The organism is Anoxybacillus sp. UARK-01 (assembly GCF_002075365.1).
GTDB classification, from domain to species: Bacteria; Bacillota; Bacilli; order Bacillales; family Anoxybacillaceae; genus Anoxybacteroides; species Anoxybacteroides rupiense.
In genome coordinates this window covers 15,001-40,915 of the sequence record NZ_NASY01000050.1, presented here as the reverse complement: position 1 = coordinate 40,915, position 25,915 = coordinate 15,001, and the positions used below count along the sequence as shown (strand labels likewise).

Annotated in this window: 26 protein-coding genes and 1 pseudogene (1 of these 27 cut by a window edge); 18 read left to right on the top strand and 9 right to left on the bottom strand. The window is 40.5% G+C overall.

What is annotated here, in order from left to right; translation table 11 throughout:
- The first annotated feature begins 94 nt into the window (after window positions 1-94).
- Window positions 95-595, top strand: a complete 501-nt coding sequence (locus B6A27_RS15860; RefSeq protein WP_044745091.1) for an Lrp/AsnC family transcriptional regulator — start codon at window positions 95-97, stop codon at window positions 593-595.
- Window positions 592-1,761: an aminotransferase gene (locus B6A27_RS15855; protein WP_066148888.1), complete on the top strand. Its 1,170-nt coding sequence runs from the start codon at window positions 592-594 to the stop codon at window positions 1,759-1,761. The genes B6A27_RS15860 and B6A27_RS15855 overlap by 4 nt, the downstream gene beginning before the upstream one ends.
- A gap of 54 nt (window positions 1,762-1,815) precedes the next feature.
- Here B6A27_RS15855 and B6A27_RS15850 read toward each other — a convergent pair whose 3' ends face one another.
- A complete protein-coding gene (locus B6A27_RS15850) occupies window positions 1,816-2,181 on the bottom strand; it encodes a helix-turn-helix domain-containing protein (RefSeq protein ID WP_044745089.1) in 366 nt (121 codons plus the stop codon).
- A 187-nt stretch (window positions 2,182-2,368) separates the two neighbouring features.
- On the opposite strand from B6A27_RS15850, the gene yugI reads away from it, so the two are divergent.
- On the top strand, window positions 2,369-2,746 hold the full coding sequence (gene yugI, locus B6A27_RS15845) for a S1 domain-containing post-transcriptional regulator GSP13 (RefSeq protein WP_066148889.1): 378 nt from the start codon (window positions 2,369-2,371) through the stop codon (window positions 2,744-2,746).
- A gap of 48 nt (window positions 2,747-2,794) precedes the next feature.
- On the opposite strand, the gene B6A27_RS15840 is transcribed toward yugI, so the two are convergent.
- Window positions 2,795-3,028 (bottom strand): DUF378 domain-containing protein, encoded by a 234-nt coding sequence (locus B6A27_RS15840; protein ID WP_044745087.1) that lies wholly within the window; start codon window positions 3,026-3,028, stop codon window positions 2,795-2,797.
- A 267-nt stretch (window positions 3,029-3,295) separates the two neighbouring features.
- On the opposite strand from B6A27_RS15840, the gene B6A27_RS15835 reads away from it, so the two are divergent.
- The gene (locus B6A27_RS15835; RefSeq protein WP_080862621.1) at window positions 3,296-4,459 is read left to right on the top strand and encodes an iron-containing alcohol dehydrogenase; all 1,164 of its coding nucleotides are present in this window, start codon (window positions 3,296-3,298) and stop codon (window positions 4,457-4,459) included.
- Between the two features lie 86 nt (window positions 4,460-4,545).
- Here B6A27_RS15835 and B6A27_RS15830 read toward each other — a convergent pair whose 3' ends face one another.
- Window positions 4,546-5,154, bottom strand: coding sequence for a transglutaminase domain-containing protein (locus tag B6A27_RS15830; RefSeq protein ID WP_080862620.1), 609 nt, complete (start codon window positions 5,152-5,154; stop codon window positions 4,546-4,548).
- Window positions 5,155-5,426: 272 nt separating this feature from the next.
- On the opposite strand from B6A27_RS15830, the gene B6A27_RS15820 reads away from it, so the two are divergent.
- Complete coding sequence (locus B6A27_RS15820; protein WP_080862618.1) at window positions 5,427-6,776, top strand: glucose-6-phosphate isomerase; 1,350 nt, start codon at window positions 5,427-5,429, stop codon at window positions 6,774-6,776.
- A gap of 313 nt (window positions 6,777-7,089) precedes the next feature.
- On the opposite strand, the gene B6A27_RS15815 is transcribed toward B6A27_RS15820, so the two are convergent.
- Window positions 7,090-7,458 carry a helix-turn-helix domain-containing protein gene (locus B6A27_RS15815; protein ID WP_236631860.1) on the bottom strand — a complete coding sequence of 123 codons (369 nt, stop codon included), beginning with the start codon at window positions 7,456-7,458 and terminating at the stop codon, window positions 7,090-7,092.
- 167 nt (window positions 7,459-7,625) lie between these two features.
- Between B6A27_RS15815 and B6A27_RS15810 the strand changes: the two genes are divergently transcribed.
- The 5 genes from B6A27_RS15810 (at window position 7,626) to B6A27_RS15790 (ending at window position 11,676) form a co-directional block, all read left to right on the top strand.
- Window positions 7,626-7,856: a helix-turn-helix domain-containing protein gene (locus B6A27_RS15810; protein WP_044745082.1), complete on the top strand. Its 231-nt coding sequence runs from the start codon at window positions 7,626-7,628 to the stop codon at window positions 7,854-7,856.
- 287 nt (window positions 7,857-8,143) lie between these two features.
- A complete protein-coding gene (locus B6A27_RS15805; RefSeq protein ID WP_080862615.1) occupies window positions 8,144-9,256 on the top strand; it encodes an AimR family lysis-lysogeny pheromone receptor in 1,113 nt (370 codons plus the stop codon).
- A 136-nt stretch (window positions 9,257-9,392) separates the two neighbouring features.
- Window positions 9,393-9,791, top strand: a complete 399-nt coding sequence (gene tnpA, locus B6A27_RS15800) for an IS200/IS605 family transposase (protein WP_044745562.1) — start codon at window positions 9,393-9,395, stop codon at window positions 9,789-9,791.
- An 11-nt stretch (window positions 9,792-9,802) separates the two neighbouring features.
- Entirely contained in the window at window positions 9,803-10,921 is a 1,119-nt protein-coding gene (locus tag B6A27_RS15795) for an RNA-guided endonuclease TnpB family protein (protein WP_080862614.1), read from the top strand.
- A 350-nt stretch (window positions 10,922-11,271) separates the two neighbouring features.
- Window positions 11,272-11,676 (top strand): YugN-like family protein, encoded by a 405-nt coding sequence (locus tag B6A27_RS15790; protein WP_044745080.1) that lies wholly within the window; start codon window positions 11,272-11,274, stop codon window positions 11,674-11,676.
- Here B6A27_RS15790 and B6A27_RS15785 read toward each other — a convergent pair.
- Window positions 11,670-12,653 carry a potassium channel family protein gene (locus B6A27_RS15785; RefSeq protein ID WP_231734629.1) on the bottom strand — a complete coding sequence of 328 codons (984 nt, stop codon included), beginning with the start codon at window positions 12,651-12,653 and terminating at the stop codon, window positions 11,670-11,672. The genes B6A27_RS15790 and B6A27_RS15785 overlap by 7 nt on opposite strands.
- Window positions 12,654-12,989: 336 nt before the next feature.
- Here B6A27_RS15785 and B6A27_RS15775 point away from each other — a divergent pair, with 336 nt between their 5' ends.
- The 3 genes and pseudogenes from B6A27_RS15775 (at window position 12,990) to B6A27_RS15770 (ending at window position 15,396) form a co-directional block, all read left to right on the top strand.
- A complete protein-coding gene (locus tag B6A27_RS15775; protein ID WP_066148897.1) occupies window positions 12,990-13,178 on the top strand; it encodes an H-type small acid-soluble spore protein in 189 nt (62 codons plus the stop codon).
- Between the two features lie 256 nt (window positions 13,179-13,434).
- Window positions 13,435-13,506 (top strand): annotated as a pseudogene (locus tag B6A27_RS19445) (SEC-C metal-binding domain-containing protein); the annotation flags it as partial.
- Between the two features lie 18 nt (window positions 13,507-13,524).
- On the top strand, window positions 13,525-15,396 hold the full coding sequence (locus tag B6A27_RS15770) for a hypothetical protein (protein WP_201722574.1): 1,872 nt from the start codon (window positions 13,525-13,527) through the stop codon (window positions 15,394-15,396).
- A gap of 568 nt (window positions 15,397-15,964) precedes the next feature.
- Here B6A27_RS15770 and B6A27_RS15760 read toward each other — a convergent pair.
- The gene (locus tag B6A27_RS15760; protein WP_044745076.1) at window positions 15,965-17,137 is read right to left on the bottom strand and encodes an MFS transporter; all 1,173 of its coding nucleotides are present in this window, start codon (window positions 17,135-17,137) and stop codon (window positions 15,965-15,967) included.
- A gap of 139 nt (window positions 17,138-17,276) precedes the next feature.
- Between B6A27_RS15760 and B6A27_RS15755 the strand changes: the two genes are divergently transcribed.
- Both B6A27_RS15755 and B6A27_RS15750 read left to right on the top strand, forming a co-directional pair.
- A complete protein-coding gene (locus B6A27_RS15755) occupies window positions 17,277-17,780 on the top strand; it encodes a GNAT family N-acetyltransferase (protein ID WP_172798661.1) in 504 nt (167 codons plus the stop codon).
- Between the two features lie 80 nt (window positions 17,781-17,860).
- A complete protein-coding gene (locus B6A27_RS15750; protein ID WP_044745075.1) occupies window positions 17,861-18,127 on the top strand; it encodes a hypothetical protein in 267 nt (88 codons plus the stop codon).
- A 189-nt stretch (window positions 18,128-18,316) separates the two neighbouring features.
- On the opposite strand, the gene B6A27_RS15745 is transcribed toward B6A27_RS15750, so the two are convergent.
- Complete coding sequence (locus B6A27_RS15745) at window positions 18,317-19,957, bottom strand: M4 family metallopeptidase (RefSeq protein ID WP_080862612.1); 1,641 nt, start codon at window positions 19,955-19,957, stop codon at window positions 18,317-18,319.
- A gap of 694 nt (window positions 19,958-20,651) precedes the next feature.
- Between B6A27_RS15745 and B6A27_RS15740 the strand changes: the two genes are divergently transcribed.
- Both B6A27_RS15740 and B6A27_RS15735 read left to right on the top strand, forming a co-directional pair.
- On the top strand, window positions 20,652-21,830 hold the full coding sequence (locus tag B6A27_RS15740; protein WP_066148905.1) for an ATP-grasp domain-containing protein: 1,179 nt from the start codon (window positions 20,652-20,654) through the stop codon (window positions 21,828-21,830).
- Window positions 21,827-23,524 carry a methyl-accepting chemotaxis protein gene (locus tag B6A27_RS15735; protein ID WP_080862611.1) on the top strand — a complete coding sequence of 566 codons (1,698 nt, stop codon included), beginning with the start codon at window positions 21,827-21,829 and terminating at the stop codon, window positions 23,522-23,524. The genes B6A27_RS15740 and B6A27_RS15735 overlap by 4 nt, the downstream gene beginning before the upstream one ends.
- Window positions 23,525-23,817: 293 nt before the next feature.
- Here the strand turns inward: B6A27_RS15735 and B6A27_RS15730 are convergent, their stop codons facing one another.
- Complete coding sequence (locus B6A27_RS15730) at window positions 23,818-24,495, bottom strand: MgtC/SapB family protein (protein ID WP_044745071.1); 678 nt, start codon at window positions 24,493-24,495, stop codon at window positions 23,818-23,820.
- Between the two features lie 74 nt (window positions 24,496-24,569).
- On the opposite strand from B6A27_RS15730, the gene B6A27_RS15725 reads away from it, so the two are divergent.
- Entirely contained in the window at window positions 24,570-25,472 is a 903-nt protein-coding gene (locus B6A27_RS15725) for a DMT family transporter (RefSeq protein ID WP_080862610.1), read from the top strand.
- Here B6A27_RS15725 and B6A27_RS15720 read toward each other — a convergent pair.
- On the bottom strand, window positions 25,449-25,915 hold the 3' portion of the coding sequence (locus B6A27_RS15720; protein WP_080862609.1) for a protein-glutamine gamma-glutamyltransferase. The gene runs 355 nt beyond the window's last position; 467 of the gene's 822 nt are visible here — the last part of the coding sequence; its start codon lies off the right edge, out of view — the gene reads right to left on this strand; its stop codon occupies window positions 25,449-25,451. The genes B6A27_RS15725 and B6A27_RS15720 overlap by 24 nt on opposite strands.

Genomic DNA, 25,915 nt, shown 5'->3' with positions numbered 1-25,915 from the left:
CGGATCGCTTTGCTTATTTTTGCTGCTTCTATCAAAAATTTTTCGTGCAAATGATCATGAATTGTGTGAAAATTCTCTATAGGGGGGATTCATGATGAAATTGACGGAAAAAGAACTGGAAATCGTGGAAATACTCGAAAAAAATGCCCGTTTGCCGCTGGAGACATTGGCAAAGATGGCCTCATTAACAACAGAAGAAGCAGCAGCGATTTTAGAAAAGCTTGAGGAGAAAAAAGTCATTGTTCAATACGCCGCTATTGTTGATTGGAGGAAAATTGATGGGCATGAGGGGGTAACGGCGATGATTGATGTCAAAGTGACACCGAAGCGCGGCGTTGGATTCGACGAAGTTGCGGAACGGATTTATCGCTTTCCAGAGGTTAAGTCGGTGTATTTAATGTCAGGAGCGTACGATTTATCTGTTGTTATTGAGGGACGCTCGATGTCGGAGGTGGCTCATTTTGTTTCAGAGAAATTATCGACTCTAGAATCAGTCATTTCCACGACAACACATTTTATTTTGAAAAAATATAAACACGATGGTACGGTGTTTGAGCAAGGAGAACAAGATCGGCGTATCGTGGTGTCACCATGACGCGGGCAACCAAAACATATGTATCGGAAACGGTCAGCCGATTAAAGCCATCAGGCATTCGGCGTTTTTTTGACTTGGCTGCAAGCATGGATGGCGTTATTTCGCTTGGGGTGGGAGAACCTGATTTCATCACCTCATGGAACGTGCGAGAAGCGTGCATTTTATCGCTGGAACAAGGGCATACATCTTATACGGCCAATGCGGGACTAATGGAACTGCGGGAGGAAATTTCCTCTTATTTGCTGCGGAAGTTTCAAGTGAAATATTGCCCGGAGGGTGAAGTGCTTGTGACAGTTGGAGCGAGCCAAGCGCTGGACTTGGCTTTGCGGGCGATCATCAATCCGGGTGATGAGGTCATCATTGTTGAACCAAGCTTTGTCTCCTATGGACCGCTTGTGACGTTGGCTGGAGGAACTCCTATACCGGTTCGGACAGAGGGAACAGATGAATTTAAGCTTCGTCCCCAACAAATTTTGCAAGCATTAACGGAACGAACGAAAGCGATCCTCCTTTGTTCGCCCAATAATCCGACTGGTACTGTATTGAACAAAGAAGAGCTGGCCGCGATTGCTCACATTGCGAACATGCATGATTTGCTAGTCATTTCCGATGAAATTTATGCCGAGCTAACATATGACGAGAATTATACGAGCTTTGCCGCAGTGGGAGGAATGCGGGAGCGCACGATTTTAGTGTCTGGATTTTCAAAAGGGTTCGCGATGACGGGATGGCGCCTCGGCTTTGTAGCTGCTCCTGAGGAAATCATGCAAGCGATGCTGAAAATTCACCAATATGCGATGATGTGCGCACCGACAATGGCTCAATATGGAGCCATTGAAGCGTTAAAAAACGGTGAACATGACGTGGAGGAAATGCGCAAAAGCTATCGCCGCCGCCGCAATTATTTTGTTCAATCATTAAATGAAATAGGCCTGCGCTGTCATATGCCGGGTGGAGCATTTTATGCATTCCCTTCCATTCGGGAAACAGGTCTTACATCGGAGCAATTCGCCGAACAGCTATTGTTAAAGGAAAAAGTGGCAGTTGTCCCTGGCAGTGTGTTTGGGGAGAATGGAGAAGGATATGTACGCTGTTCCTATGCCTCATCACTTGAGCAACTGCAAGAGGCGACCAAGCGAATGAGAAGATTTTTGCTTCAGCTGTAAACGCGGGAAGCTTGTTGTTTCCGCCACTGTTTGAGGTGGCGGAAACGCCCTCTTTTATTGAGGGTCTCCGTATTTGATTTCATAAAGCATTTGCATGACACGGAGAAAGTCTTCCTCGCTGAACTCCTTTGCTTTGCGCAAAATCAGCTTTGCCCGCTTTAATCCTATTTCTTTGATCAAATGCTCAATTTCAGGATCCATTTCCGAAGCGGTATTATTTGCCCCTTTTTCTAAGAGCTCTGAAGCTGGAACATCCAGCACGGTAGAAAGCTTAAGAATGGTTGGGACGTCAGGAATTTGCTCTCCAGATTCGTATTTTTGAATTGTGGCTGTCCCCACACGTACTTTTAGCGCCAACTCTTGTTGACTCATGTTGCGCCTCTCTCGGTACATTTTGATGTTCTCGCCAATCGCACTCATGAATTTATTACCCTCCTTTGCATTCTTTGTATCTCCATCATATCATGTTTTATTCTTCTTGATAGGACATTTCACTAATTCGTTGAAAACTGTGCAGAAAATTTTTATAATTTTTTGATTCGTTTGCTCAATCATGGTATAATTTAGAACTGCATATTTGAAAATCAACAAATAGGAGTTGTTTTTTTTGAGAAAATTAAAAGTGGGAAGCGTCGTCAAAGGGATTGTGACGGGAATTCAGCCGTATGGCGCGTTTGTATCCATTGATGAAGATATACAAGGACTTATTCACATTTCGCAAATTTCCCATCAATATGTTAAAAATATTCACGATTTTATCAAAATGGGTGATGAAGTAACCGTAAAGGTGCTTTCCATTGATGAAAAAACAAAGAGAGCCAGCCTTTCTATACGTGCGCTTGAGACTTCGGGCGCGGAAAAAAGGGGAAGAAAGCGAAAGGTTAAAATTGTAAAAGCCAATGAATCAGCCAAAGGATTTAATACTTTAAAGCGAAAATTAGAAGAATGGATTGAACAATCGAAGTGCGAGGATTCATTCAATTAATAAAAACAAACACTCACCCTGTGAATGGTGAGTGTTATGTTTGTTGTTTTACGTACGAGAGGTTTTGGGTTCTGTACGTCCAAGCTCTTCGGCTGGTTTAAATAAAATCGCTAAATTAATTAATCCAGCGATTCCGACAAGGCCGTAAATGATACGAGCTAATGCTGAGTCTTGTCCTCCGAAAATAGCTGCTACTAAATCAAATTGAAAGAAACCAATTAAGCCCCAGTTAATCGCACCGATTATTGTAAGTAATAACGCAACGCGTTGAAGTCCACTCATTGAGGATTCCTCCTTTTGCTTTTAGATCGTTCAAGTATAGGTTGCATAATCAAGAATAAAAATATGCACAAAAATATGCCTGGTTGTTTCTTCAAAGCAAATTATTTTACATAAGGAAATGAAACGTACGATAATGATGGTAAAAGAAGGAGGTGTAAATTCTGGCACTAAATAGCTGAGCGACTAGTGGACATGGTCGATAGATAAGGAGAGAGATGGCGATTGCTCAGTGGAGCCGTTTGGAATTTTTGGAGCCAGAGAAGAGGTATGGAGAATTTTGTTTTTCACAATCCAACGAAATTAATTTTTGGAAAAGGACAAATTGAACAGTTGCGACAAGAAATTCCTAAGGATGCTAAAAACATACTCATCGTATATGGTGGCGGTAGCATCAAGCGCAACGGATTATACGATGAAGTCGTGGCGTTATTAGCCGAAATGGGGAAGGAGATATTCGAACTATCCGGAGTGGAGCCTAATCCGCGTGTGTCAACGGTTCGCAAAGGAGCAGAGCTTTGCCGGAAGGAGCACATGGATTTTTTACTGGCAGTTGGCGGCGGCAGTGTGATTGATTGCACGAAAGCGATAGCGGCTGCGGCAAAATATGAGGGAGATCCATGGGATTTTGTGACGAAAAAGACATTTGTGACAGAGGCCCTTCCATTTGGAACGATCTTGACGTTAGCGGCGACTGGATCAGAAATGAACTCAGGCTCTGTTATTACGAATTGGGAGACAAAGGAAAAGTATGGATGGGGCAGTCCGGCTGTATTTCCGCAATTTTCGATTTTAGATCCAACCTACACGATGACTGTTCCAAAAGAGCATACGATTTATGGAATAGTAGATATGATGTCACATGTATTTGAGCAGTATTTTCACCATGTTCCTAATACGCCACTTCAAGATCGGATGTGCGAAGCGGTGTTAAAAACAGTCATTGAAACAGCGCCGAAGCTTGTCAATGATTTGGAGAACTATGAATGGCGAGAAACGATTTTATACAGCGGAACGATGGCGCTCAATGGCTTTTTGCAAATGGGATTACGCGGCGATTGGGCGACTCACAATATCGAGCATGCGGTATCAGCTGTATACGACATTCCTCACGGAGGAGGACTGGCCATTTTGTTTCCAAATTGGATGAAGCACGTTGTCGATGAAAATGTGGCTCGTTTTAAACAGCTTGCTGTTCGCGTCTTTGATGTTGATTCGACTGGAAAATCTGATCGGGATACAGCGCTTGAAGGGATTGAGAAGCTGCGCCAGTTCTGGACAAGCATCGGCGCACCGTCGCGTTTAGTTGATTATGGCATCGGTGATGAACAGCTTGAATTAATGGCTGATAAAGCGATGGCGTTTGGCGAATTTGGCCGTTTTAAAAGCTTAAACCGTGAGGACGTGCTGGCGATTTTACGGGCCTCTCTTTAGTGATAAAAGCATGAAGCGATGCGACAAAGGAAAGGCATTCCTTTTGTTGCATCCTGTTTTACCTATCCTATTTTGAACGTGTATTTTTATAAATTTTCGGGGAGGTGGCATTGATACATGACGAGCGCGTTTGTGTTTTCCCGCAGGGCAGCGATTGTTTTCGGATTCGGTTTAGTGTAAATGACGGGAAAATCTTGTTCGTCCCATTGTGGTTGGACAGAAAATGCAAGCTTTTCTTGATCAAGGGAAAATTCCGCATGTATGCCTTGCTTGTTCCCACGGGCATCTAAGCGGATCCAGCGATTGATTGCCCGGAGAAATACGGCATTCAATGCATGAATGCAATAGCCTTGGTCTGGAGAATTAAAGAGCCTAAGCCGCTGATAACAAAAACCGGTTGGAATTTTTTGTGATCTCAATAATGCGGCTAATAAATTCGCTTTGGCATAGCAAATTCCTTCCCTATAGTAAAGCACCTCTGAAGCTTTGCATGTAATTCTTGAACTTTGAATGTCCCAAGAGTGAGCGATGCGATCTCTTACAAATTCATAGGCTGTTTTTGCTTTTTCCATTTCAGGCATCCCTTGATGAAACAATTCACAGATAGCTTGCTGGATAAGGGGATGAGAGAAATTCACCACATTTAATTCTTCAAGATAATCCTGGAAATGAGAAGATTCAGGAACTAGCTTCATTGATAGCGATCCTTTCTTTTTTTTTTGCATAATTATATGTTTTTTTGAACTAAAATCCAATTATTTCTTATGAAAGACCATTTCGTTGCGCGGGTGATTTGTTCGCTTTTTGATAATAAGAAGAAGGATCTTTGTTGTTTGAACAGATTTATTGTCAAAGACAAAAATGTTCAAAATGAATCCGTTTTCAACTTTTTTGATCGCTTGATTATCCTTGCTTGTTTCGTTAAAGTGTAAGAAGTACAATATTTTTCTCTTGGAGGAACGAGAGTATGACACATATTCGTTTTGATTACTCGAAAGCACGATCTTTCTTCGGAGAGCATGAGCTTACATATTTGCGCGATGCCGTGAAGGTGGCACACCATTCATTGCATGAAAAAACAGGAGCGGGAAATGATTTTTTAGGATGGATCGACCTTCCTGTTGATTATGATCGCGAAGAGTTCTCCCGTATTCAAAAAGCAGCTGCTAAAATCCAAGCAGACTCCGATGTATTGCTTGTCATTGGTATCGGCGGGTCTTATTTGGGGGCCCGGGCGGCTATTGAAATGCTCCAGCATTCATTTTATAATGTGCTGCCAAAGGAACAGCGCCGCACGCCACAAATTATTTTTGTTGGCAATAACATAAGCTCGACCTATATGAAAGATGTCATGGATTTGCTGGAAGGCAAGGAGTTCTCCATTAATGTGATTTCCAAGTCAGGAACAACGACGGAGCCAGCAATCGCCTTCCGTATTTTCCGCAAGCTACTGGAAGAAAAATACGGAAAAGAAGAAGCTCGTAAACGCATTTACGCGACAACGGACCGTGCTCGGGGCGCGCTTAAAACATTGGCGACAGAAGAAGGCTACGAAACCTTTATTATTCCGGATGATGTGGGCGGACGCTATTCCGTTTTGACGGCTGTTGGTTTGCTTCCAATTGCGGTCAGCGGTGCTAACATTGAAGAAATGATGAAAGGGGCAGCACAAGCGCATGAAGACTTCAGCAAATCTGAGCTTGAAGAAAATGCGGCTTATCAATATGCGGCTGTCCGTAATATTCTTTACAATAAAGGAAAAACAATCGAAATGCTGATCAACTACGAGCCTGCGCTGCAATATTTTGCAGAGTGGTGGAAGCAATTATTTGGCGAAAGCGAAGGGAAAGATCAAAAAGGCATTTTCCCGGCATCTGCAAACTTCTCGACCGATCTCCATTCATTAGGACAATATGTGCAGGAAGGACGTCGCGATTTATTTGAAACCGTTCTTAAAGTGGAAACACCGCGCCATGAACTGACGATTGAAGCCGAAGACAGCGATCTGGATGGCTTGAACTATTTAGCGGGGCAAACGGTTGATTTTGTTAATACAAAAGCGTTTGAAGGCACGCTGCTCGCTCATACTGACGGAGGAGTTCCGAATTTGGTCGTGACGCTTCCACGATTAGATGAATATACATTCGGCTACCTCGTTTACTTCTTTGAAAAAGCGTGCGCCATGAGCGGCTATTTATTAGGAGTGAATCCATTTGACCAACCGGGAGTAGAAGCTTATAAAGTGAACATGTTCGCTCTTTTAGGCAAGCCGGGCTATGAGGAGAAGAAGGCCGAGCTTGAAAAACGCTTGAAATAACGAGGTTTTGCGACATATAAAAAGCAAGAAAAATCGGGGTCTCTTACAATGTTGAGGGACCCCGATTTGCGATGTGTTTAAGGAATTGACCATAATACTCACCTAGAAGCCTCCTGCCTCTAGCCAAGAGTATAGAAGGGAAAGCTCCTTAGTTGATAAAAGATATTGGGGAAACGAAGCTTATGAGCTGAAACATGCTAGAGACAACAGCTGTCCTCGGCTCCCAACAAAAAAGAGGCTCCGCCTCCATTCCTCTCAAGGATCATATGGATAGAGACAGCCTCTTATTTTGAACAATAAAACTCAACTATCATTATTCCTCGTTCGTTTGATTTCCTTTTCCTTTAATAATCTCCCATATTTTTAGAAGTTGCTGCCGTTGTTCTTTAGGAGCGTTTTTCAACTCTTTGATCAATACATCTAACTCCGGATCGTGTTCTTCCTTCTGAGCATGTTCCTCGCCCGTTGCCTTGTCCGGATTGACGGTGCGTCCAAGCAAATAGTCAGTAGATACACCATAATAATCTGCAAATTCTCGAATCGTCTCAGGATCGGGATTGCTTGCTCCTGATTCATAGCGATGAATTTGATATTTTGTAAGACCGAAAATTTCCCCAGCCCGTTCTTGGGTAAGGTTATGCTTTTCTCTTAACTTTTTCAACCGATAACCTAGTACACTCATCACTCGCATAACTCCCTTATGTTTCTCGAAAAAAATCATATCATAATTGCTAAAAATGCAAAACAAAATTGCGAAAAACGAAAGAAAATGTTTGACGTTGCGAAAAATGAAACATATAATAAGAAGTGTTGATTGCGAAAAATGCAACAGAAAAGAGGGTGGGGTCATTGGTAAAGGTCAATCTTCGCAAAATTAGAGAATGTCGAAAAGCAAAAGGTTTATCACAAGGGGAGGTTGCAAAGCTTTTAGGGTTCAATACCGTCTATCCTTATCATCGCAAAGAAAGCGGCCAGCAGCCTTTTACGGCGGAGGAGCTAATGGAGCTGGCTCAGCTGTATAATGTACCTTATGAGCATTTTTTTATATGGGATTATGCTAAAAAGCGAGACAATATGTAGGACGTACAGAAAATGCTGCATTGGTAGGATGCAGAGAATAAGGCAGGCAATGTGGTAGGAAAAAGATTTATTTCGTATACTTTTGGCCTTTGTTGCAGGATGCAGTCGAGAATGAATGTATTGCAAAAAAATAAACAAACCATAATTATCCATATCTGTTGGATGTTTAATTTTTTTATGCCATAATAATAAGATAAGAGCGAATATTGAAAGAACCAGCTTTTGTTCCTTCTGCTTTCGCTAATTTTATTACATGAAAAAAATCCTGTTGACAGAGGAGGAGTATAGTGGGGAATTTTGTGCAAAAAATGAATCAAGAACGGACGCAGCAAGAGGATCCTGCTTTGCAATGCACGCAAATGCTGGACAAGCAGATTCACGAATATGTTCCGGAAAATCAATCCATGCATTTTCATCATTTTTTGTCCATGAGTTGTCTTTTATTTGACACAGATCATCAGTCATCGTTCATTATCGATTACTGTCTAAATAATAAGAACGACGAGGCTGTTCGAGAAGCGATTGAATGGGCCGCCAACAATGGGCTATATGAGCTGGTATCTAGCTTGGCTGAGCTTTATCCGAGCTGCTTTAGCGATCTGTATTTGCTTTGTCTGAAGAAAAAAAACGCTGAGATTTCTCCTGTTCAATTGTACAATGAGTTAGAAAAAATGAAATTTCGCTTAGGAAAAGAAGCGGAGGTACCTGAAGTTCTTGTTTTAGTGAAAATTATGTCCTTATATAGCTTTCTTAGCTTACATTCATACGGACTCATTTTACCGGTAGCTGCCGAAGCGTTTAACGAAGCGGAATTCATTAAAAACAGCTATATCAAAGAATCCTATATGATTCGAATCAAAGAAATCATGGCGATTTATTATACAAAGCAATCGCATTTACAAGATGCGATTTCAATCGCTCAAGAGACGATCAATTTAGAAAATTTCAGAAAATTCCCATTTTTTGTTAATTCTATGCTGCATTTATTAGCAGAGATCTATGTTTATGACGATTATAACAAAAGTATTTATTATATTGAAAAAGCGATTGAACATTTTAAGGAAATTGGAAGTTCTGAGCGATTTTTGGATTATGAGCACGCCCTTTATGCGACGCATGATTTTATTAAAATCACGAATGGAATGCACCAAAATTTATATTTAACTGATAAGGCGGAAAAAGCACATTATTTAGCGCGCCAGCCAGATGCTTTTTCAAAAGAAAGAGCTCTTTATTTATTGGAAGAGATAGCTAAAGAAAACGGGAAGCTTTCTCCGTTTCATCTTTGCTACAAAGCCCTCGCATTAGGCGATTTGCGACTCATGAAATTTGCTGAAACAGAATTTCTGAAAAACGGGGAATTATTCCACGTTCGGCTGCCAAGAAGATATTTAACGTAATTTCTGAAAGAAGTCTCCCGCCTCAAGGAACGTGAAGGGCACAGCCCCGTGAGTAGGCGGGAGATGAATTTCGGTTGGCGATAACCAAAGGTTTTGATATAATCAGTCTTATAAAGATAAAAGGATTGATATATCAATGAAATTAGATAGTAATAATCATTCAGTGTTCTCGTTACATTACCATCTTGTATTAGTCGTGAAGTACCGCAGAGAAGTATTCACTGATGAAATATCTGATTTTGCAAAAAATATGTTTATTGAGATTGGAAGCAAATACAACATTACTTTGACAGAATGGAATCATGACAACGATCATGTTCACGTTCTATTCAAAGCCCATCCTAATTCCGAATTGTCAAAGTTTATCAATGCCTATAAAAGCGCAAGTTCTCGACTGATAAAGAAAAATTTTCCTCATATCAGAACAAAACTGTGGAAAGAAATGTTTTGGTCAAGAAGCTTTTGTATGCTTACAACAGGCGGTGCTCCAATAGATGTCATAAGGAAGTATATTGAGAATCAAGGCAAAAAGTGAGTTGATTTGATATGACCCATCAACACAAAGCGTTCAAGTTTCGCCTATACCCCCATGAAGAACAGAAAGAGTTATTAGAGAAAACGTTTGGTTGTGTGCGGTTTGTCTACAATCAAATGCTCGCCGAACGCAAAGAACGATATGAAAAATTCAAAAACGATAAAGAACGGCTTAAAAAGCAAAAGTGGCCAACACCCGCCAAATATAAAGAAGAATTTCCGTTTCTCAAAGAAGTGGACTCATTAGCTTTGGCAAACGCGCAAATCAACCTGCAAAATGCCTATAAAAACTTTTTCAAAGGTCGGACGGAATTTCCGAAATTCAAAAGTAAAAAGCATAAGCAATCTTACACAACCAACATGGTCAACGGCAATATTAAGTTGGAAAATGGTCATATCCAATTGCCCAAGTTCAAAAAACCGATCAAAATGAAGCAACATCGAGAAATCCCCGCCGAGTATAAAATCAAATCTTGCACCATTTCTAAAACAAAGTCGGGCCAATACTATATTTCGATTTTGACCGAATATGAAAAGAAAATGGAACCTGTCAAGATTCAAAAAGTGGTCGGTTTAGATTTTGCCATGGACGGTCTATATGTCGAGAGCGAACGGGGTGAGAAAGCCAATTACCCACGTTACTATCGACAAGCGTTAGACAAACTGGCCAAAGCAGGGCGAATTCTTTCCCGTAGAAAGAAAGGTTCTTCACGATGGGAACAACAACGCTTAAAAGTGGCTCAATTACATGAAAAAATAGCAAACCAACGCATGAATTTTCTTCATCACAAGTCAAAAGAATTAGCAATCACTTATGACGCTGTAGTCATCGAAGACTTAGACATGAAAAGTATGTCTCAAGCCCTTCATTTTGGAAAAAGCGTTCATGATAACGGGTGGGGGATGTTCACAAGATTCTTAGAATACAAACTAAAAGAGCAAGGAAAACAACTGATCAAAATCGATAAATGGTTTCCTTCGACAAAAAAGTGTTCTTGTTGTGGCAAAGAAAAAGAAATGCCGTTATCTGAACGTGTGTACCAATGTTCTTGTGGTTTAGTATTGGATCGCGATCACAATTCTGCGATCAATATCAAAAATGAAGGATTACGCTTAGTAGCGTTCGCATAAAAAACAACAACTCTTGGAACAAGAGGGTTCGCTCGGTCCATTTCCTATCGTTAGATAGGACTACCCGAGAAGCCCCCACTTCAATCAAACCGCAAGATTGATAAGTGGTGGGTAGTTCACAAGCTATGGAACAATAGAGGAAACGGCATGCCTTTTTAGTATAAAAATATCACCTAAAGATCAAACAAGCATGCTACGGTTGAAGCAACGCCGCTTTTAGACCTATTCTTGCTTCTGTAACGCGGCGTTGTTAAGTAGAAAAAAGCAAATGTTAACATGTTAAGTTGTGTGTATATATTTTAAGATCATGACAATTAGGGCAATCTATTTAAAAAAGGAGGTCATTTGTCATGATTGAAATTCCTTCCGCATTAGAAGGCAAAACATTTCGCTTATATAAGCTTGAACAGGAGCTTAAACCGCTCGGCTATGTTATTGGTGGCAATTGGGATTACGACCATGGTTCATTCGATTATAAAATTGACGACGAAGTGGGCTATCAATTTTTGCGTGTCCCATTTGAAGCCGTTGATGGGCAGCTTGACTCCAATGGGACAACCGTCAAACTAGGGCGCCCCTATTTATTATCACACAAATACCAAATTGGCGTGGATGATCATGCCCATATCGGAAATTTGAGCGCATCATTTAATCAATTTGCAGAGCCACAAGACCCAGACGCTCAAATTCCAGAAAAATATATCAATATAGGCAAAATACTTGTGAAGGAGCTGGAAAATCATTTGCTTCAGTGATGCTTAAGCACAAAAAGCCGATCGCTTTGTTGAATGGTAAAAAGGGGGGAGGGATTCATAAATGGCACTCCCTCTCTGATAATTCCAATCAACAGAATTTGTTGATTAAGCAAAATGCGGCTGCTTTCAGCCATTGTCTGTCCAACCAGCTCATCAGGTGGATCAAGAAATTGAAAACAGTTTTCCCCAAGTCGATACAATAACTGTTCAATTAGCGGCGAAATGCCCGGAGACTGAAGGCTGTTGATGATCGAAAAGCTTGAGAGCTGGTTCGTTTGAATAATTTCATCTGCACCTGCTAGTTTGGCATTGTTGACTTGCTGCGTCGTCAAAATTTCAATGATGGCATAAATGTCTGGATTGATTCCTTTGGCTGACAATAAAGTTAAAATTGATGCCATATCGGCATCCAATTCATTTTTATGCTGGTCGGCTGTGATAACAATCATCTTTGCCTTTGCTACGTTCGCTTTTTGTAAGATCGAATCATAGGTCGGATTTCCTTTAATAAAGTGGACTTGGTTATAAGAAACCGGAAGAACGTCTAGTGTTGCATCTACAATAACAAAAGTAAAGGACGGGTGAGCGGCTGTTAACTGCTTGAGCAGCTCGCGTACTCGTTCGTTCCAGCCGACGACAACAACATGCCCCTCTTTTGTATAAGCAACGTTTCCATGCAAGAGAGCATTTTCTCTGGATATGGCGGAAGCAGATAGCGCTGCAAAATAGGCCGAAATAAAGCCTGTACCAAATAAAATAAGCGCAATGCCAAGAAATTTGCCAAGCATCGTTTTGGGAACAAAATCTCCATAGCCGACGGTTGCGGCCGTTACAATGGCCCACCATATGCCATCAAATAACGTTCGATATGTATTCGGCTCTGCGGCATGAATCAGACCTCCGAATAAAAGAATAAAGCTGAATCCTACAAGCAGCATGCGGACAAATATAGGGAGACGAAAATAAGCGTATTTCATCGTTTCCTCCTTCATTTAGGCATATAGATGCAGATTCACCACTTCGCTTTTGGTATGAGATAAGGCTTGCATGGTTCAATGGTTGGGTCGCTGAATAACCAATCGCTTATAGATCCATGAATGGGGCTGGAGGCGACGTTGTTTGGCTTGTTGCCATGTGATGGTCACATAACGCAAGAAAAAGTCCGTGGCTTTGCCTTTAGCTTTCGATTTTCCGCAGCCCTCTGCATTTTTATAGATATGGATATTTTGCACAAAATCATGTTTTTCTTGCATAGATCTTCTTCAATTGCCAACACTACTACTGCTATTAACCAATGCAAGGAGGATGCTTTCATGGATATGAACCGTGTTAAGCAAATTATTTCTTCACCTGCTGATGTTTCTGTTTATTACAATGGTGTGCCTGTCTGGATTGACGATTACAATGAGAAAGCTGGAACAGCCAAGGTACATATGCGTGACGGTCTGCTTCAAGAAACGAGAGAAGTGCCAGTCGAAGAGCTGGAAGAAGAAAACGCCTGAATAAGGCGTTTTTAAATTTTTTGCAATAAAGGCTGCTTTTATTTTTTTAAACTCCTTTATCAATCGACCATAACAGACAGATCATATAATTTTCATTGTTTTAACATCATCCACCGAGATCCCATCTCTTAACGGAGTGGAGATCGAGAGGATTATATGTCGAAATATTAAGAAATATTAAGGTGAATATAGAGGATTTTCTAGCAAGGTGGTCAAAAATATATGATCATAAACAATAAGAAAGAGGTGAAGATGGATGGAGAAAGCAGGGAAAAATGATCTTTGTCCTTGTGGAAGTGGAAAAAAATATCAAAAATGTTGTGGCAAGCAGCGAGAGGTAATATCGATGAATGAATTCATCATGCAGGAGGTTATGCAGGTCCAGCGCGATTTGCTCCATTATGCCTTGACAAAACATAAAAAGGAACTGGGTGAATTTATTGCGCGAAGAACGAACCATTTACTAGATGATGAATGGGACGAACTGTTTGTATTTTATACCACTTTATGGGCGATATTCTGCCAACCGTTGGTGAACAGAAAAACGATTATTGAACATTATATCCAAACATGCGCTTCACAGATTAAGAGCCCAACTATCCGCAAACTTCTCCACACTTGGGGTCGTGAGTTCCCTTCGTTTGTGCGCGTCATCGAACGAGAATCCCTCAGCTTTGTGATCGCTGAAGATATTTTTACCCAAAAACAAAAACGTATTGCCTTCGATAAACCAGAAATAAAAGAGGGCCATTTGCTTATCGGAACCCTTGTATCCTCTGGTCCAGCCTATTCTTTTTTTATTTCTTGTTTAGAAATAGAAAGGCACGTAGCCGAAACAGTCATTGAACTCCTTCAGGAGATGTTTGATGAAAAAAAAGATGTTTCTGTCCGTGAATTTGTTACCTTATCTTTTCCGGAGCTATTATATGAATGCTTTTTACAATTATCTTCTAAATATCTTTCAATTGAATCGCTTGAATGGGAGCAACCAGTTTATGAACAGGTGGCCTATGTATTGCAGGAGCGAATGGAAGAAATTCATGGAAATGGGCCTTGGATTTATGTGGCTATTGTGCTATGGAAGGTATATTGCGACTTAGAGCGGCCTTTTATTCAAAAGCCGGAGCTGTATGCAGCTGCTATCCATTATTTAACTCTTGTCATTGTGATTCCGTACCAAGCGGCAACACAGAAAGAGATCGCAAAATGCTACAGGATTTCCAGCAGGAGCATGGCTATCAAATATCGCGAAATGGAAGAGTCTATGGCAGAGTTTATCGCACAAATATATAAAAAAATAGATCATTTTGAAGAAGGACGCATTTTAACCCCAGAGTTCATTCCCCATTCGCAAATCACGACTGAACCAAACAGGCATAATATTCGTCGTCTCATACAGAAACCAAACGATTCAGCAGCTCAAGAAGGACACTTGTTTGTTCAATCGATGCTTACTAATAAAAAGAGCGAATCGTTGAGAGAACAAGCACAAGAATTGCTTGATCAAGCATTTCACGAAGTAAATCCAAAAAGGCGAAAGGAGCTTGTGCATCAAGCTTTGCGTTTGTACCCGAATAGTGCAGCTGCTTATAATATTTTAGGTGACGAAGCAACGACATTGAAGGAAGCGGTGACCTATTATCAAAAAGGAATGGAAGCGGGAGAAAAGGAGCTTGGAAAGAGCTTCTTCCGTGACTATAAAGGTCATTTCTGGATGATAACGGAAACAAGATCATATATGAGAGCAAAAGAAAAGTACGCACAGGCACTTTGGCTGCTCGGAGAAAAAGAAAAAGCGATTAAGCAGTATGAGCAGCTGCTTCAATTAGATTTTAACGACAATCAAGGAACTCGCTATGTGCTGTTGCCTGCTTATTTAGAAACGGAAAAATACGAAAAAGCAGAAGAACTGATAGAGCAGTATGATGAGCCCACTGCCTTCATCAGCTATAATCGCTTGCTTTTAGCGTACTTGAGATACGGTCTTCATGAAGAGATGGAGGAATTGTTAGAGCAAGCTTGGCAAACAAATGAGTATGTGATGGATTATGTATTGAAAAAGAAGCGGCCTCCAACAAATTCTCCTTCGTTTTATAGTCTTGGCGATGAAAATGAAGCTGTCATATATGCAAAAGAACATCTTGCTTTTTGGCAAAAGGAGCGTGAACTGCTTGGGTGGCTTCAAGCAATGGCTCCTTCTTTTAAAACAAAATGGTAGCAACATGAGAACGGGATGAGGAATAAAAAATCATGGACAGTGAATCTTTCAGCCTAGTTGCCCATCATCTCTACATGCCTCCAACCCCCTAACAAGCTGTGCTTCGTATTTTTTCTCTTCCATCTTATCCATTACCACCTGGGCAAAACGATCAGACGCGGAGGAGAAAGGGCTTTTGATTTTTGGAAGTTTAGATTATAGGGCAGAAATGGGGCGATATGTTAGCCGGAGCATCCGTTCACGCTATATCAACGCTAGTAAAAAAGAGACGAACGATCTTTGGAAGAGCGGCGACCGGAAACGAATTTGTGAATTTGCCTTCGTCACGCATCTGTGTGACGAAGGTTTGAGAACGTTGCTTTCAGTCTTACACCCGGCTGCCGAAACAGCAAGGCCTCATATCCATGATGCTCCAGCTACCTTAATTTCTTCATTTTTCAACGGAAGAGTCTTATAATATGTTTTCAACCTACGAGTTTGTTGGCCACGAAAAGCGATATGGTTCAATGGGGGAAAGGACAAATCTTGTTCGAACGTCCTTCCCTAAATGACCACTAGAAACGTTGGATTATTGCGGCTTATAGGCTGCTTTGCCAAATTGCTTCATAAGTATTAACGAGCAGCAGAGAAACAGCACATCAACAAATCCATAGATCGTATCATATCCGCCGATTTTAAGAAGCCAGCTCCCGATTATAGGTCCGCACGCCATTCCAATATATCGGAAAAAATTATAGACCCCAATAGCAGTAGATCGGTTGGAATGAAATATTTGCGTAAGAAGAGTTGTTTGTACAGGCAAAGAGGTTCCTAGGAAGAATCCAAATAGCATGATGGAAACAATCAGTAATGGGAGCGCTATATGTGAAACTAAAAGAAATAAGAACACGGCCAACACATTTAAATAGGCGGTCGTGACAATCACATTTCGGCTTGGGAAGCGTCCTTGTATCCTTCCGCCGACGAAGCTGCCCACGACAATAAACAAAGACATGCATAGAAACACGATTCCCTTTTGTTCTGCTGGAAGCGCGTATCGGTCGTTCAAAATGTTTGGCAAAAATACTAAAAAGTTATATAGCGCATAGTATTGCGTAAAGCCCAATAAAATGATGGACGCGCCCGTGTGATTTTTTAAAATAAAAACAAAATCCCGTGGCTGGAAGCGTTCTGTAGAGCCTGTTTCCGTTTTAGTTTCTTTTAAAAAAATAAAATTGAACAGGAAAATAACAGCGCCTACGAATACAAGGACAAGAAAGACGGTATGAAAGTTAAAGCTTCCCCCAATAAAGCCTCCAGCGATCGGCCCTGCGACCGGGCCAAGCGAAACCATCATTTGAAACGTTCCCATCGCTTTTCCTCTTGCTTTCCCTTCAAATAAATCGCCGATCACCGTAGCAGCAACGACGGAGCCAGCCGCAATTCCAATGGCTTGCAGAGCGCGAAAGACGAGCAAGATAGAAATGGAATGTGAAAAGAAACAGCCAAGAGATGCTAGTACATAAATAAAAATACCAAATAAAAGAACCTTTCTTCGCCCCTTTGTATCTGTAAGAGGTCCATAAACGATCTGCATGAGTGCTAAAAACAAAGTAAAAATGGAGATTGTCAAATTCACCAAAAATGAAGATGTGCCAAAATCTTTTGTGACTTCTGGTAAAATAGGTGTGTAGATCGTTTGTGTAAATGGACCAAGAAATGCAGCAAGCGACACTAAATACACGATCAGTGTCTTATTCATCTGCTTCCTCCTTTCATGTTTTATTAAGAAGTAAAATCAGCGCTTCTGGAAGATTCAGTCACTCGCTTTAAATAATATTTAAGTATGCTCCCTTTTTATGTATTTTTGCAAATAAAATGCTTAAGGAGGAATGGGAAGTATGCAGGAATCATTGATTATTAGGGATGCTCGTTATGAGGATCTTTCGGCGATTGTTCGTATATATAACGAAACCATTCCCTCAAGAATGGTCACAGCAGATTTAGAACCGATAACGGTAGAGAGCAGAGAAAGCTGGTTTTGGGAACATTCTGCTGACACCCGGCCGCTATGGGTCGTTGAGAAAGAGGGGCAAATATGTGCATGGCTCAGCTTTCAGTCTTTTTATGGACGGTCTGCTTATCAGCATACAGCGGAAATCAGCATCTATATTTCTGAACAATATCGCGGACAAGGAATGGGAAAGCAATTGTTACAAGCCGCCATTGATGAATGCCCAAGGCTGAATATTAAAACGCTACTCGGATTTATTTTTGCCCATAACGAACCAAGCTTGCGTCTTTTCTCTCATTTTGGCTTTACTACATGGGGGCATTTTCCGAAAGTTGCGGAATTAGATGGCGTGGAGCGAGATCTTATCATTGTAGGAAAACGCATCGTATAGACAGTCGGTTGGTGGGAAATATAATAGATAAATCGTCAGTACTTATAAAGGCCAACAAACAGTGAAAAGAGGGAGAAAGTATGAATGTAATGCCGATTCGTCTATTTACGATCCAAGATGGAGAAGGATTTGTCGCTGATGTATTCCAATGTCCAGTCACGAAAAACCTAATTTATAAATCGTCGGGGACACCGGCTATTGTGTCTTATGAGCAGTTGTCTGAAATTCAAAAACGCGAGCTGCAAAGGTATGGATTTCAATTATTAACGGAAAAAGAGTTGTTAGCTTCCAATCAGATTCATGGTGGAGACAGCCATATCATTGAGGAATTTTTGCCGAAACACTGACCAAAACATGTCATCATACATTTGCTAAGTAGATTTCCGCCCTTCAAGCGAACGGTACCTTGATTAGCCTCTGACCGTCGAAAAAATGAGATTCTGCTTGTGAAGCGGGTTGCATCATTCGATAGATGAAAGAAGGCCAAAGCCAAAAGAAATCATATTCTTTTGGCTTTGGCTCTATTTGGAGGAGGTTTAATATACTCCTACTTGGTTCCAAGCGTTGGCCACCGCATTATATGTTGAACTGCCGGATCCGTACAAATCAGCAGCAGCTTGTAATAAAGCGGCTCGAGCATTGCTGAAATTGCTTGTTGGAGTTAAATAGACAGTTAATGCTCGATAATAAATTTTTTCTGCTTTTTCCTTGCCAATTGCAGTAATCGTCAAATAGGCAGCTTTATTTGGAATACCGCTATTTGTATGCACTCCGCCATTATCTGAAGAGGTGTATACATAGTCGTTCATGTGAGCTGGCTGTCCGTATGCTTGAGGATTAGAAAGGCTTCTTAAAGCATCGCCGGAAACGTTAGGTGTATAGACGTCTTCTCCGATTAAGTAATCATTTGAATCTACAAAGCAAGCGAAAACATCTGACATTGATTCATTTAATGCGCCTGATTGGTTGCGATATTCGAGCCCTGCTGTTCGATCAGTGACAGCATGTGTTAACTCATGTGCGACAACATCGAGTCCGCCTGATAAAGGAGCGAACGTCGTTCCGTCCCCGTCTCCATAAACCATCTGTACTCCGTTCCAAAATGCGTTGTTATATCTATTGCTATAGTGAACCGTTGAGCGAATCGTTGCTCCGTTGTTATCAAAGCTATTGCGATTATGCGTGTTTTTGTAATAGTCGTAGACGACTCCTGCATAATAATGGGCATCTACATCAGCACGTTGTGAAGAAGCAGTCCATGCATTATCGCTGTCAACAGAGTAGGAGCCAGGCAAGCTCGTGCCATTTTGCGCCGTGCGTGTTTCGATGACCCCTGACATCGGCTTTGTCACATCGTATAAATAATAGGTGCCGTTAGAATAATAAGTGTTAAGACGTTTATAATCTCCCAATACTCCGTAGCCATAGCCGCTTGTTGCCTCTTCGGCTACAGCGTTGTAGGCATCGACAATTTTGCCGTTATTTGCATCAACGTAAATTTTCCAATTGGCCGGATACGGATAAATAAATTGCAATTCTACTTTGTGGGTCAAATAGTAGTTTCCATCCTTCTCGTAAACAACTAGTTTGCTTTTTTCCACCGTATTGGCGACATCCGCTTTTTCTTTTAAAGGTGCGTTATCCTCTTTGACCTCGGTTTCTTGTTTCGTTACATTAATGTGCTTCCAAGCCAAGTCAATGGCTTCTTTATCCGAAATTTTAGCGGCTGTTTTGTTTTTAAATTTGTCCGAAGCGCTAGGACGGAGCTTTCCGTTCGTGGCTTTGACAATCCCGTTTTTATCCGTATGGACTAAAAATTCTCCGCCATCTATCGGAACGCCATTGAGTGACTGAACATATTTATAGTGGGTCATGCCTAATTCATCGGTCTTCACATCGACTAATGTAAGCTCTGTGTCAGGATTGATCTGATAAATTTCTTGATTGTTTTTCAAAAATTCCCGGATCGTTTTTTCGCTTTTAAAAGACTGTGAAGATAGCTTTCCGGATAGAAATTCTGGAGCACCGTTTTTCGCATCCCAGTTTTCTTGGAGGATTTGCATTTTCTGGTGGGCATGCTTTTGTGCTGCGGGAGATTGTACGGCCGCATACGATGATGGAAGAAGGGCACTAAACGTTAAACCTGCTGCTAAAATAAAAGTAGCTTTCTTTTTCATAAATTTCCTCCTTTGTAAAATTGGATTATATACGATAAAAATTGTATTATACAAAACGACAAATGGGTATTGAGAAAGTGGTCATTAAAGTTGGATAGAGATGGGAATGATTTGGCCTTTATTTTTCAATATGTTCATAGTGTTAAATGGACTGTGCCTCATTGCAGCTAACGATCAGGCGTGTTGATCATCCAATAAAAACCAATGAACAATACCGGATTCCTCGCTTTTCATCTGAAGCCGGCGAGCCGATTTGCCTCCCGATCGTGAGTTTTAATACGGTCCATTCATCATAATTATTACAGCACGAAGGACAATTAGTTTGATTGTATTGCTCGATAGATGATCGCTTTAAATAAAGAGAAAGAAGACATAAACAACCGAAATTCCCTGAACAAATTTCCTAATGAGGAAAGTTTATTGGAAAAAGTTAAATACTTTCTGAAATGAGCCAATTTACACAATAGAGTAATAACAGTGGAATATGTTAAAAATTACTCCAGTCCTGACGATAAAGAAAATGTTAGAAATAGTTTACTAAAATAATAGTGAAAGGAGTAGTGCTTTGGTTTCATTGCGGTATAGTCAACCTAATGTTTTTGTACAGTTAGAGTAACATGATAAGACATGGATGTAGCATGGACGAGCGTGCTTCTATAGTACTAATTTTTATTTATTAGAAAGGTGCATCAAGATGATTCTTATCAATGATCAAATTATTTCACCGATTTTGCTTGCATCATTGCAAGAATTGGATATCCCTGTTTTGGTTCAGGGGAATCCATCGAATTCTTTAAATGGCTTAAAGACATTAGACGAGACAGAATTTTTTGGGCTCATGAATGAGCAAACAAAACTATTAACGAATTCAGAAAGCTGTTTAAAATTGCTTGAATCATATGCCCCAGATAGCGTGCAAAACCGTTGGTCCAAACAGTTAAAAGACAAAGGGCTTTTTCGTTCTGCTTTGAAAAAAATGTATCCAGATTATTTTTACAAAGTTGCGGATAGGAATGAGCTGTACAGCCATTCGATTGATGAGATCCCTTTTCCTGTTGTCATAAAGCCCAGCAAAGGGTACTCAAGCGTAGGCGTATATAAAGTAAAAAGCGCAAATGAATGGGAAGCGGCGTTGCGGCAGTTAGAAACAGAACTGTTTGTAGCGGAGAATATGTATCAAAGTGTTATTGATGGAGAAAGTATTTTAATTGAAAAATGGATTTTTGGAGAAGAATACGCGATTGATGGCTATTATGACCACAGCGGTCATCCGGTGATTTTAAATGTTTTTAAACGATTGTTTAAAGATGAATATGATACATCAGACCGGATTTATTATACATCCAAGCAGGTGATTGCCGAGATTTACGATGACATTCTTGCGTTTATGCATCAGTTTCAAGAAATTTATCCATTAAAAAACTTTCCTATTCATTTTGAAATTAGAAAAAACAATGACAGCATAATTCCGATTGAAGTGAACCCGCTTCGGTTTGCTGGAGCAGGTACAACAGATCTCGGATTCTATGCTTATGGATGCAATGTATATGAACACTATTTCCGAGGAACATGCCCGGACTGGAACAGAACGCTTCAACATATGGACGATCACATCTATAGCTTCCTTTGCGCCGAAATTCCTATGCATATTTCTCAAAGCTTGATTCAATCCATTAATCACCCATTATTTCAAAAACAGTTTGACCACATCTTAGAATACCGGCCGATACAAGCAGCAAATGACCGAACTTTTGCGATCGTATTTTTTAAAAGCAAAACAATGGACGAGCTTTATCGGTTGCTGCGGCTCGATTTACAAGCATTTATCCACAGAAAGGAACTTCAATATTCGGGAGAAGGGGCTAAAGAATGAAAAAGATGCTTTGGAGAAAATCGATTCGATCTCAGCTTATTATAAGTTTTATCTTGCCTTTTATTCTATTTTCCGTCGTTGCATTTGGCTTTGTTTATTATGTGTCTAGTTACATTATCCAAGATCATGTAATTCCACAGTTTGATGAGCGCTTAACTGAAAATGGTGAAACATTGGCGGAAAAACTTGATCCAACTCTTATTCAAAATGTTATTGCCTTTCCAGAGAAATATGGGGAGGAGCTTAAACAAGAGCTTGACTCATTTATTAAAAATAAAAACGGAATTGAGTATGTATATGTATTGGCGAGACATAATGGGCGAGATGTCATTGTCGCTTTAAATGACAGCGACGAATTTATGGTGGAGTCTCCGTTTACAGAGGAACAAAAACAATCATATGAACAAAAAGAACAGATTTTAAGCAGCATTTACCAAGATAAGTGGGGAGTCCATAAATCCTTTTTTATGCCGGTGCGGGGAACGGATGCGATCATTGGCGTGGACATGAGTGCTAAGTTTATTAAGCAACTCGAGCATTGGATATGGACCTTTTCGATCATTTTAACTGCGGTGATGATTGCAGCTGGCATCATACTGGCGCTATTCATCGGAAATCGAATAGACAAGCCTTTAAAACAATTAGTACAGTACACAAAGCGTCTCTCTAATGGGGATCTTAGCCAGCCGATCAAGATGAAACGAGAAGATGAGATCGGCATTTTAGCAGCCAGTTTTGAAGAAATGAGAAAAAATTTAAGCCATATCATTCAGCAAGTAAGCGATAATTCACAAACCATCCATGGAAGCAGTGAAATTCTTTTGGGGTCCTTTGCCGAATTGTCTCAAGCATCGCAGCAAATTGCTGTCAGCACAAATGAAGAAGCAAAAGGATCAGAGGAAAGAGCGCATCATATTGATCGCATTTCTCATATGATTTCTGAAATGTCGATGTCTATTTCTAATGTCGACGAGCAAACAAAATGGATTAAAAACCTTACAGGTCAGGCACGAGAGCAGGCGGAAAAAGGGAACATTCAAGTACAAATGATTACAGAACAAATGAGTAAAATTAAACAAAATGGAATAACGAGTAAACAAAATCTGTCTGATCTTGGGGAAAAACTAAAACAGATTAACCACATTATTCAAATGATTCAAGAGATTTCATCGCAGATTCATTTGCTGGCTTTAAATGCTTCCATCGAAGCAGCCCGCGCTGGAGATGCAGGGAGAGGATTTTCGGTCGTAGCTCAAGAAGTTCAGAAGCTGGCCCATCAAACCGACGAATCCATTCAAGTCATTTCTCAAGCGATAGAGGAAATGAACGAACAGGCTAAAGTGGTGCTTCAGCTAAATCAGCAAGATTTTGAAGATATTGTAAAAGGGGTGGAGATTGCTGAAGATAATGGCCGACTATTTCATGCGATTTATGAATCCGTAGAGCAGTTAACAAAAGGAATGGATGCTATCGCCAAAAATACAGAAGATCTATACCAATCCTCCGATCAGGTTTTGACATCCATTCAGGAAATTGCGGCTATTTCTGAACAAGGGGTAGCGGTGATTCAGGAGATTTCTGCTTCTGCTATTCAACAAAACCATACTATTGATTACTTAAAGGAGCAGAACATTCAACTAAAACGTTTAGCTGATCACCTTCAAGAGATGATTGCAAAGTTTAAGATAGAGTAAGTATTCCTCAGTAAAATCACGATCTCAATTTATAAAGAGTCGAGTGAATCTTTCGGCCTTTTCGTTTAAGCGGCGTAATCAAGTGTAATGATATCACTTTAATGGAATGTCAGGTGTGTTGATGATTCAATAAAAAACAATTGGCATCGCTTGATTCCTCGCTTTTCTGCCATAGTCGGCAAGCCATTCGCTTGCCGACTGGGCATGCATCTGGCAGAAACGCTTGTGTCTAGCTCAATTATTCCATATTTTTAGTAAAATAATGGATCATTGCATTCTTGGATTGTCCACCATTAACCACTTTCAATATCAATATGAACAATGGATGAGATGCTGCGAAGCGAATAATAGACATCCGTTATTGATTTTTTCTGATCGACAGCTACTTTTAGTCTAATAAGATGATGATGATCATCAAAATCTTTAATTCGAACCGTTTTTATATCAATGATTTGCTGGTTAATGGCAGAAATCACATCATCAATATGATCGTTATTAGAAATAGTAATTTGTAAAACAAACTCTTTTTCTCGCAGCTGCTTTGGGCCGAAAAAAGAGGTGAGAAGAGGAATGAGTTCTACGCTTAAAATAAGTAATCCCACGCTTAAAATAGCTTCCCAGTAAAATCCCGCCCCAACGGCAATGCCGATTCCGGCTGCTCCCCAAATAAGAGCAGCCGTTGTCAGACCTGAAATGCTGTCGTTCCCCCGTCGCAAAATGACGCCTGCTCCTAAAAAACCAATGCCGGATACAATTTGCGCAGCAAGACGAAGCGGGTCCATGGCCATGCGGTTTTTTAAAGGAAATACATATGCCGACTCAATAGAAACAATCGTTAATAAGCAGCTCACAATGGAAATGACTAAACATGTCTTTAATCCCACCGGCTTTCGCTTTAATTCTCTCTCGATGCCGATCACAAGGCCTAATACTGTTGATATTCCTAGCTTCATAAAAAGATGAAAATCCATATTTTATCACCTTTTCTTCTTCAGTCAATGTTATAATCATTATAAATTATAAAACGTTGAACGAGGGATGGATGATGCAATCACAAAATTTATTTAAGCCGTATCTCGCTCTTTTTATCGGTGCGCTCTCGATATCAACATCGGCCATCTTAGTAAAATGGGCGCACGCTCCTGCAGCTGTAATCGCTTTTTACCGTCTTTTTTTCACAGTTTTACTGATGACTCCGATGTTTCTCCCGGCTTGGCGTGAACTATTGAAAATTTCGAAAAGAGATTGGTGGTTTTCTGCTATCTCTGGTGTATTGTTAGCTTTTCACTTTATTCTCTGGTTTGAATCTTTAAACTATACGTCGGTAACAAGCTCTGTTGTGCTTGTGACGCTGCAACCATTGTTTGCATTCGCTGGAGGCTACGTGTTTTTTAAGGAAAGATTGACGATTGGCGCGTTGTTAAGCGGCTTGCTTGCGATTGTTGGAAGCACCATCATTAGCTGGGGAGATTTTCGAATAAGCGGACAGGCGCTATTCGGTGATATGCTAGCCTTGCTTGCTTGCATGATGATTACAGGATACTGGCTGTTTGGACAGGATTTACGAAAAAGACTATCGCTGACGATCTATACATATGTTGTGTATGGAATCAGCTCTCTCACCCTGCTGCTCTATGTGCTTTGCTTTCGCTATCCTCTATTTTCTTATAAAAAAACAGATTGGCTTTGTTTTATTTTACTTGCTATCATCCCTACTTTGCTGGGCCATTCGTTAATGAATTGGTCGGTAAAATGGGTAAGTGCTGCGACCATTTCAATGGGAATTTTATTTGAACCTGTTGGTGCAGCTATTTTAGCCTATTTTTTACTTGGAGAAATGATCCAGCAATCGCAATGGATTGGCGGTTCCTTAATTTTATTGGGCATCGGCACATATTTATGGAGTGAAAATCGAAAAAAAACATTACAAATTCAAGAAAGTGGATGAACCGATTTTCCCAATGAACAGACGGCTTGGATCGAATGGCAAAGCTATGCGCTGCTCGCTATTTGCAAACCTACTTAAATATTTAAAATCTACTCTTGTTGTTTGTTCTAATAAGTAAGCTGACTTTTTCGCTGCTTTTTTTCGCCGTTTATTGAGTGCTGAAATAATTTCATCCTTTGTTTTGATTCCGATCCCATGCCCATAATAAAGGTCGTCTCCTAAGTAAATGGTGTTTTCTCCTTGCCATTGAGGCATTTCTGGATCGACATCAGGATTTTTAAAATATAGACAATCGCCGGGAATGTAGTCGTTCCCGGTTTTTGTTTGTACTCCTAAATCTTCGTCATAATGCCAATCGTATAAAAGAAGGTTGGCGAACAGTTGATTAAAAGTTTGCCGGTCAATCGTATCTAAGACTGCCTTATAGAAAATGATGACAATAG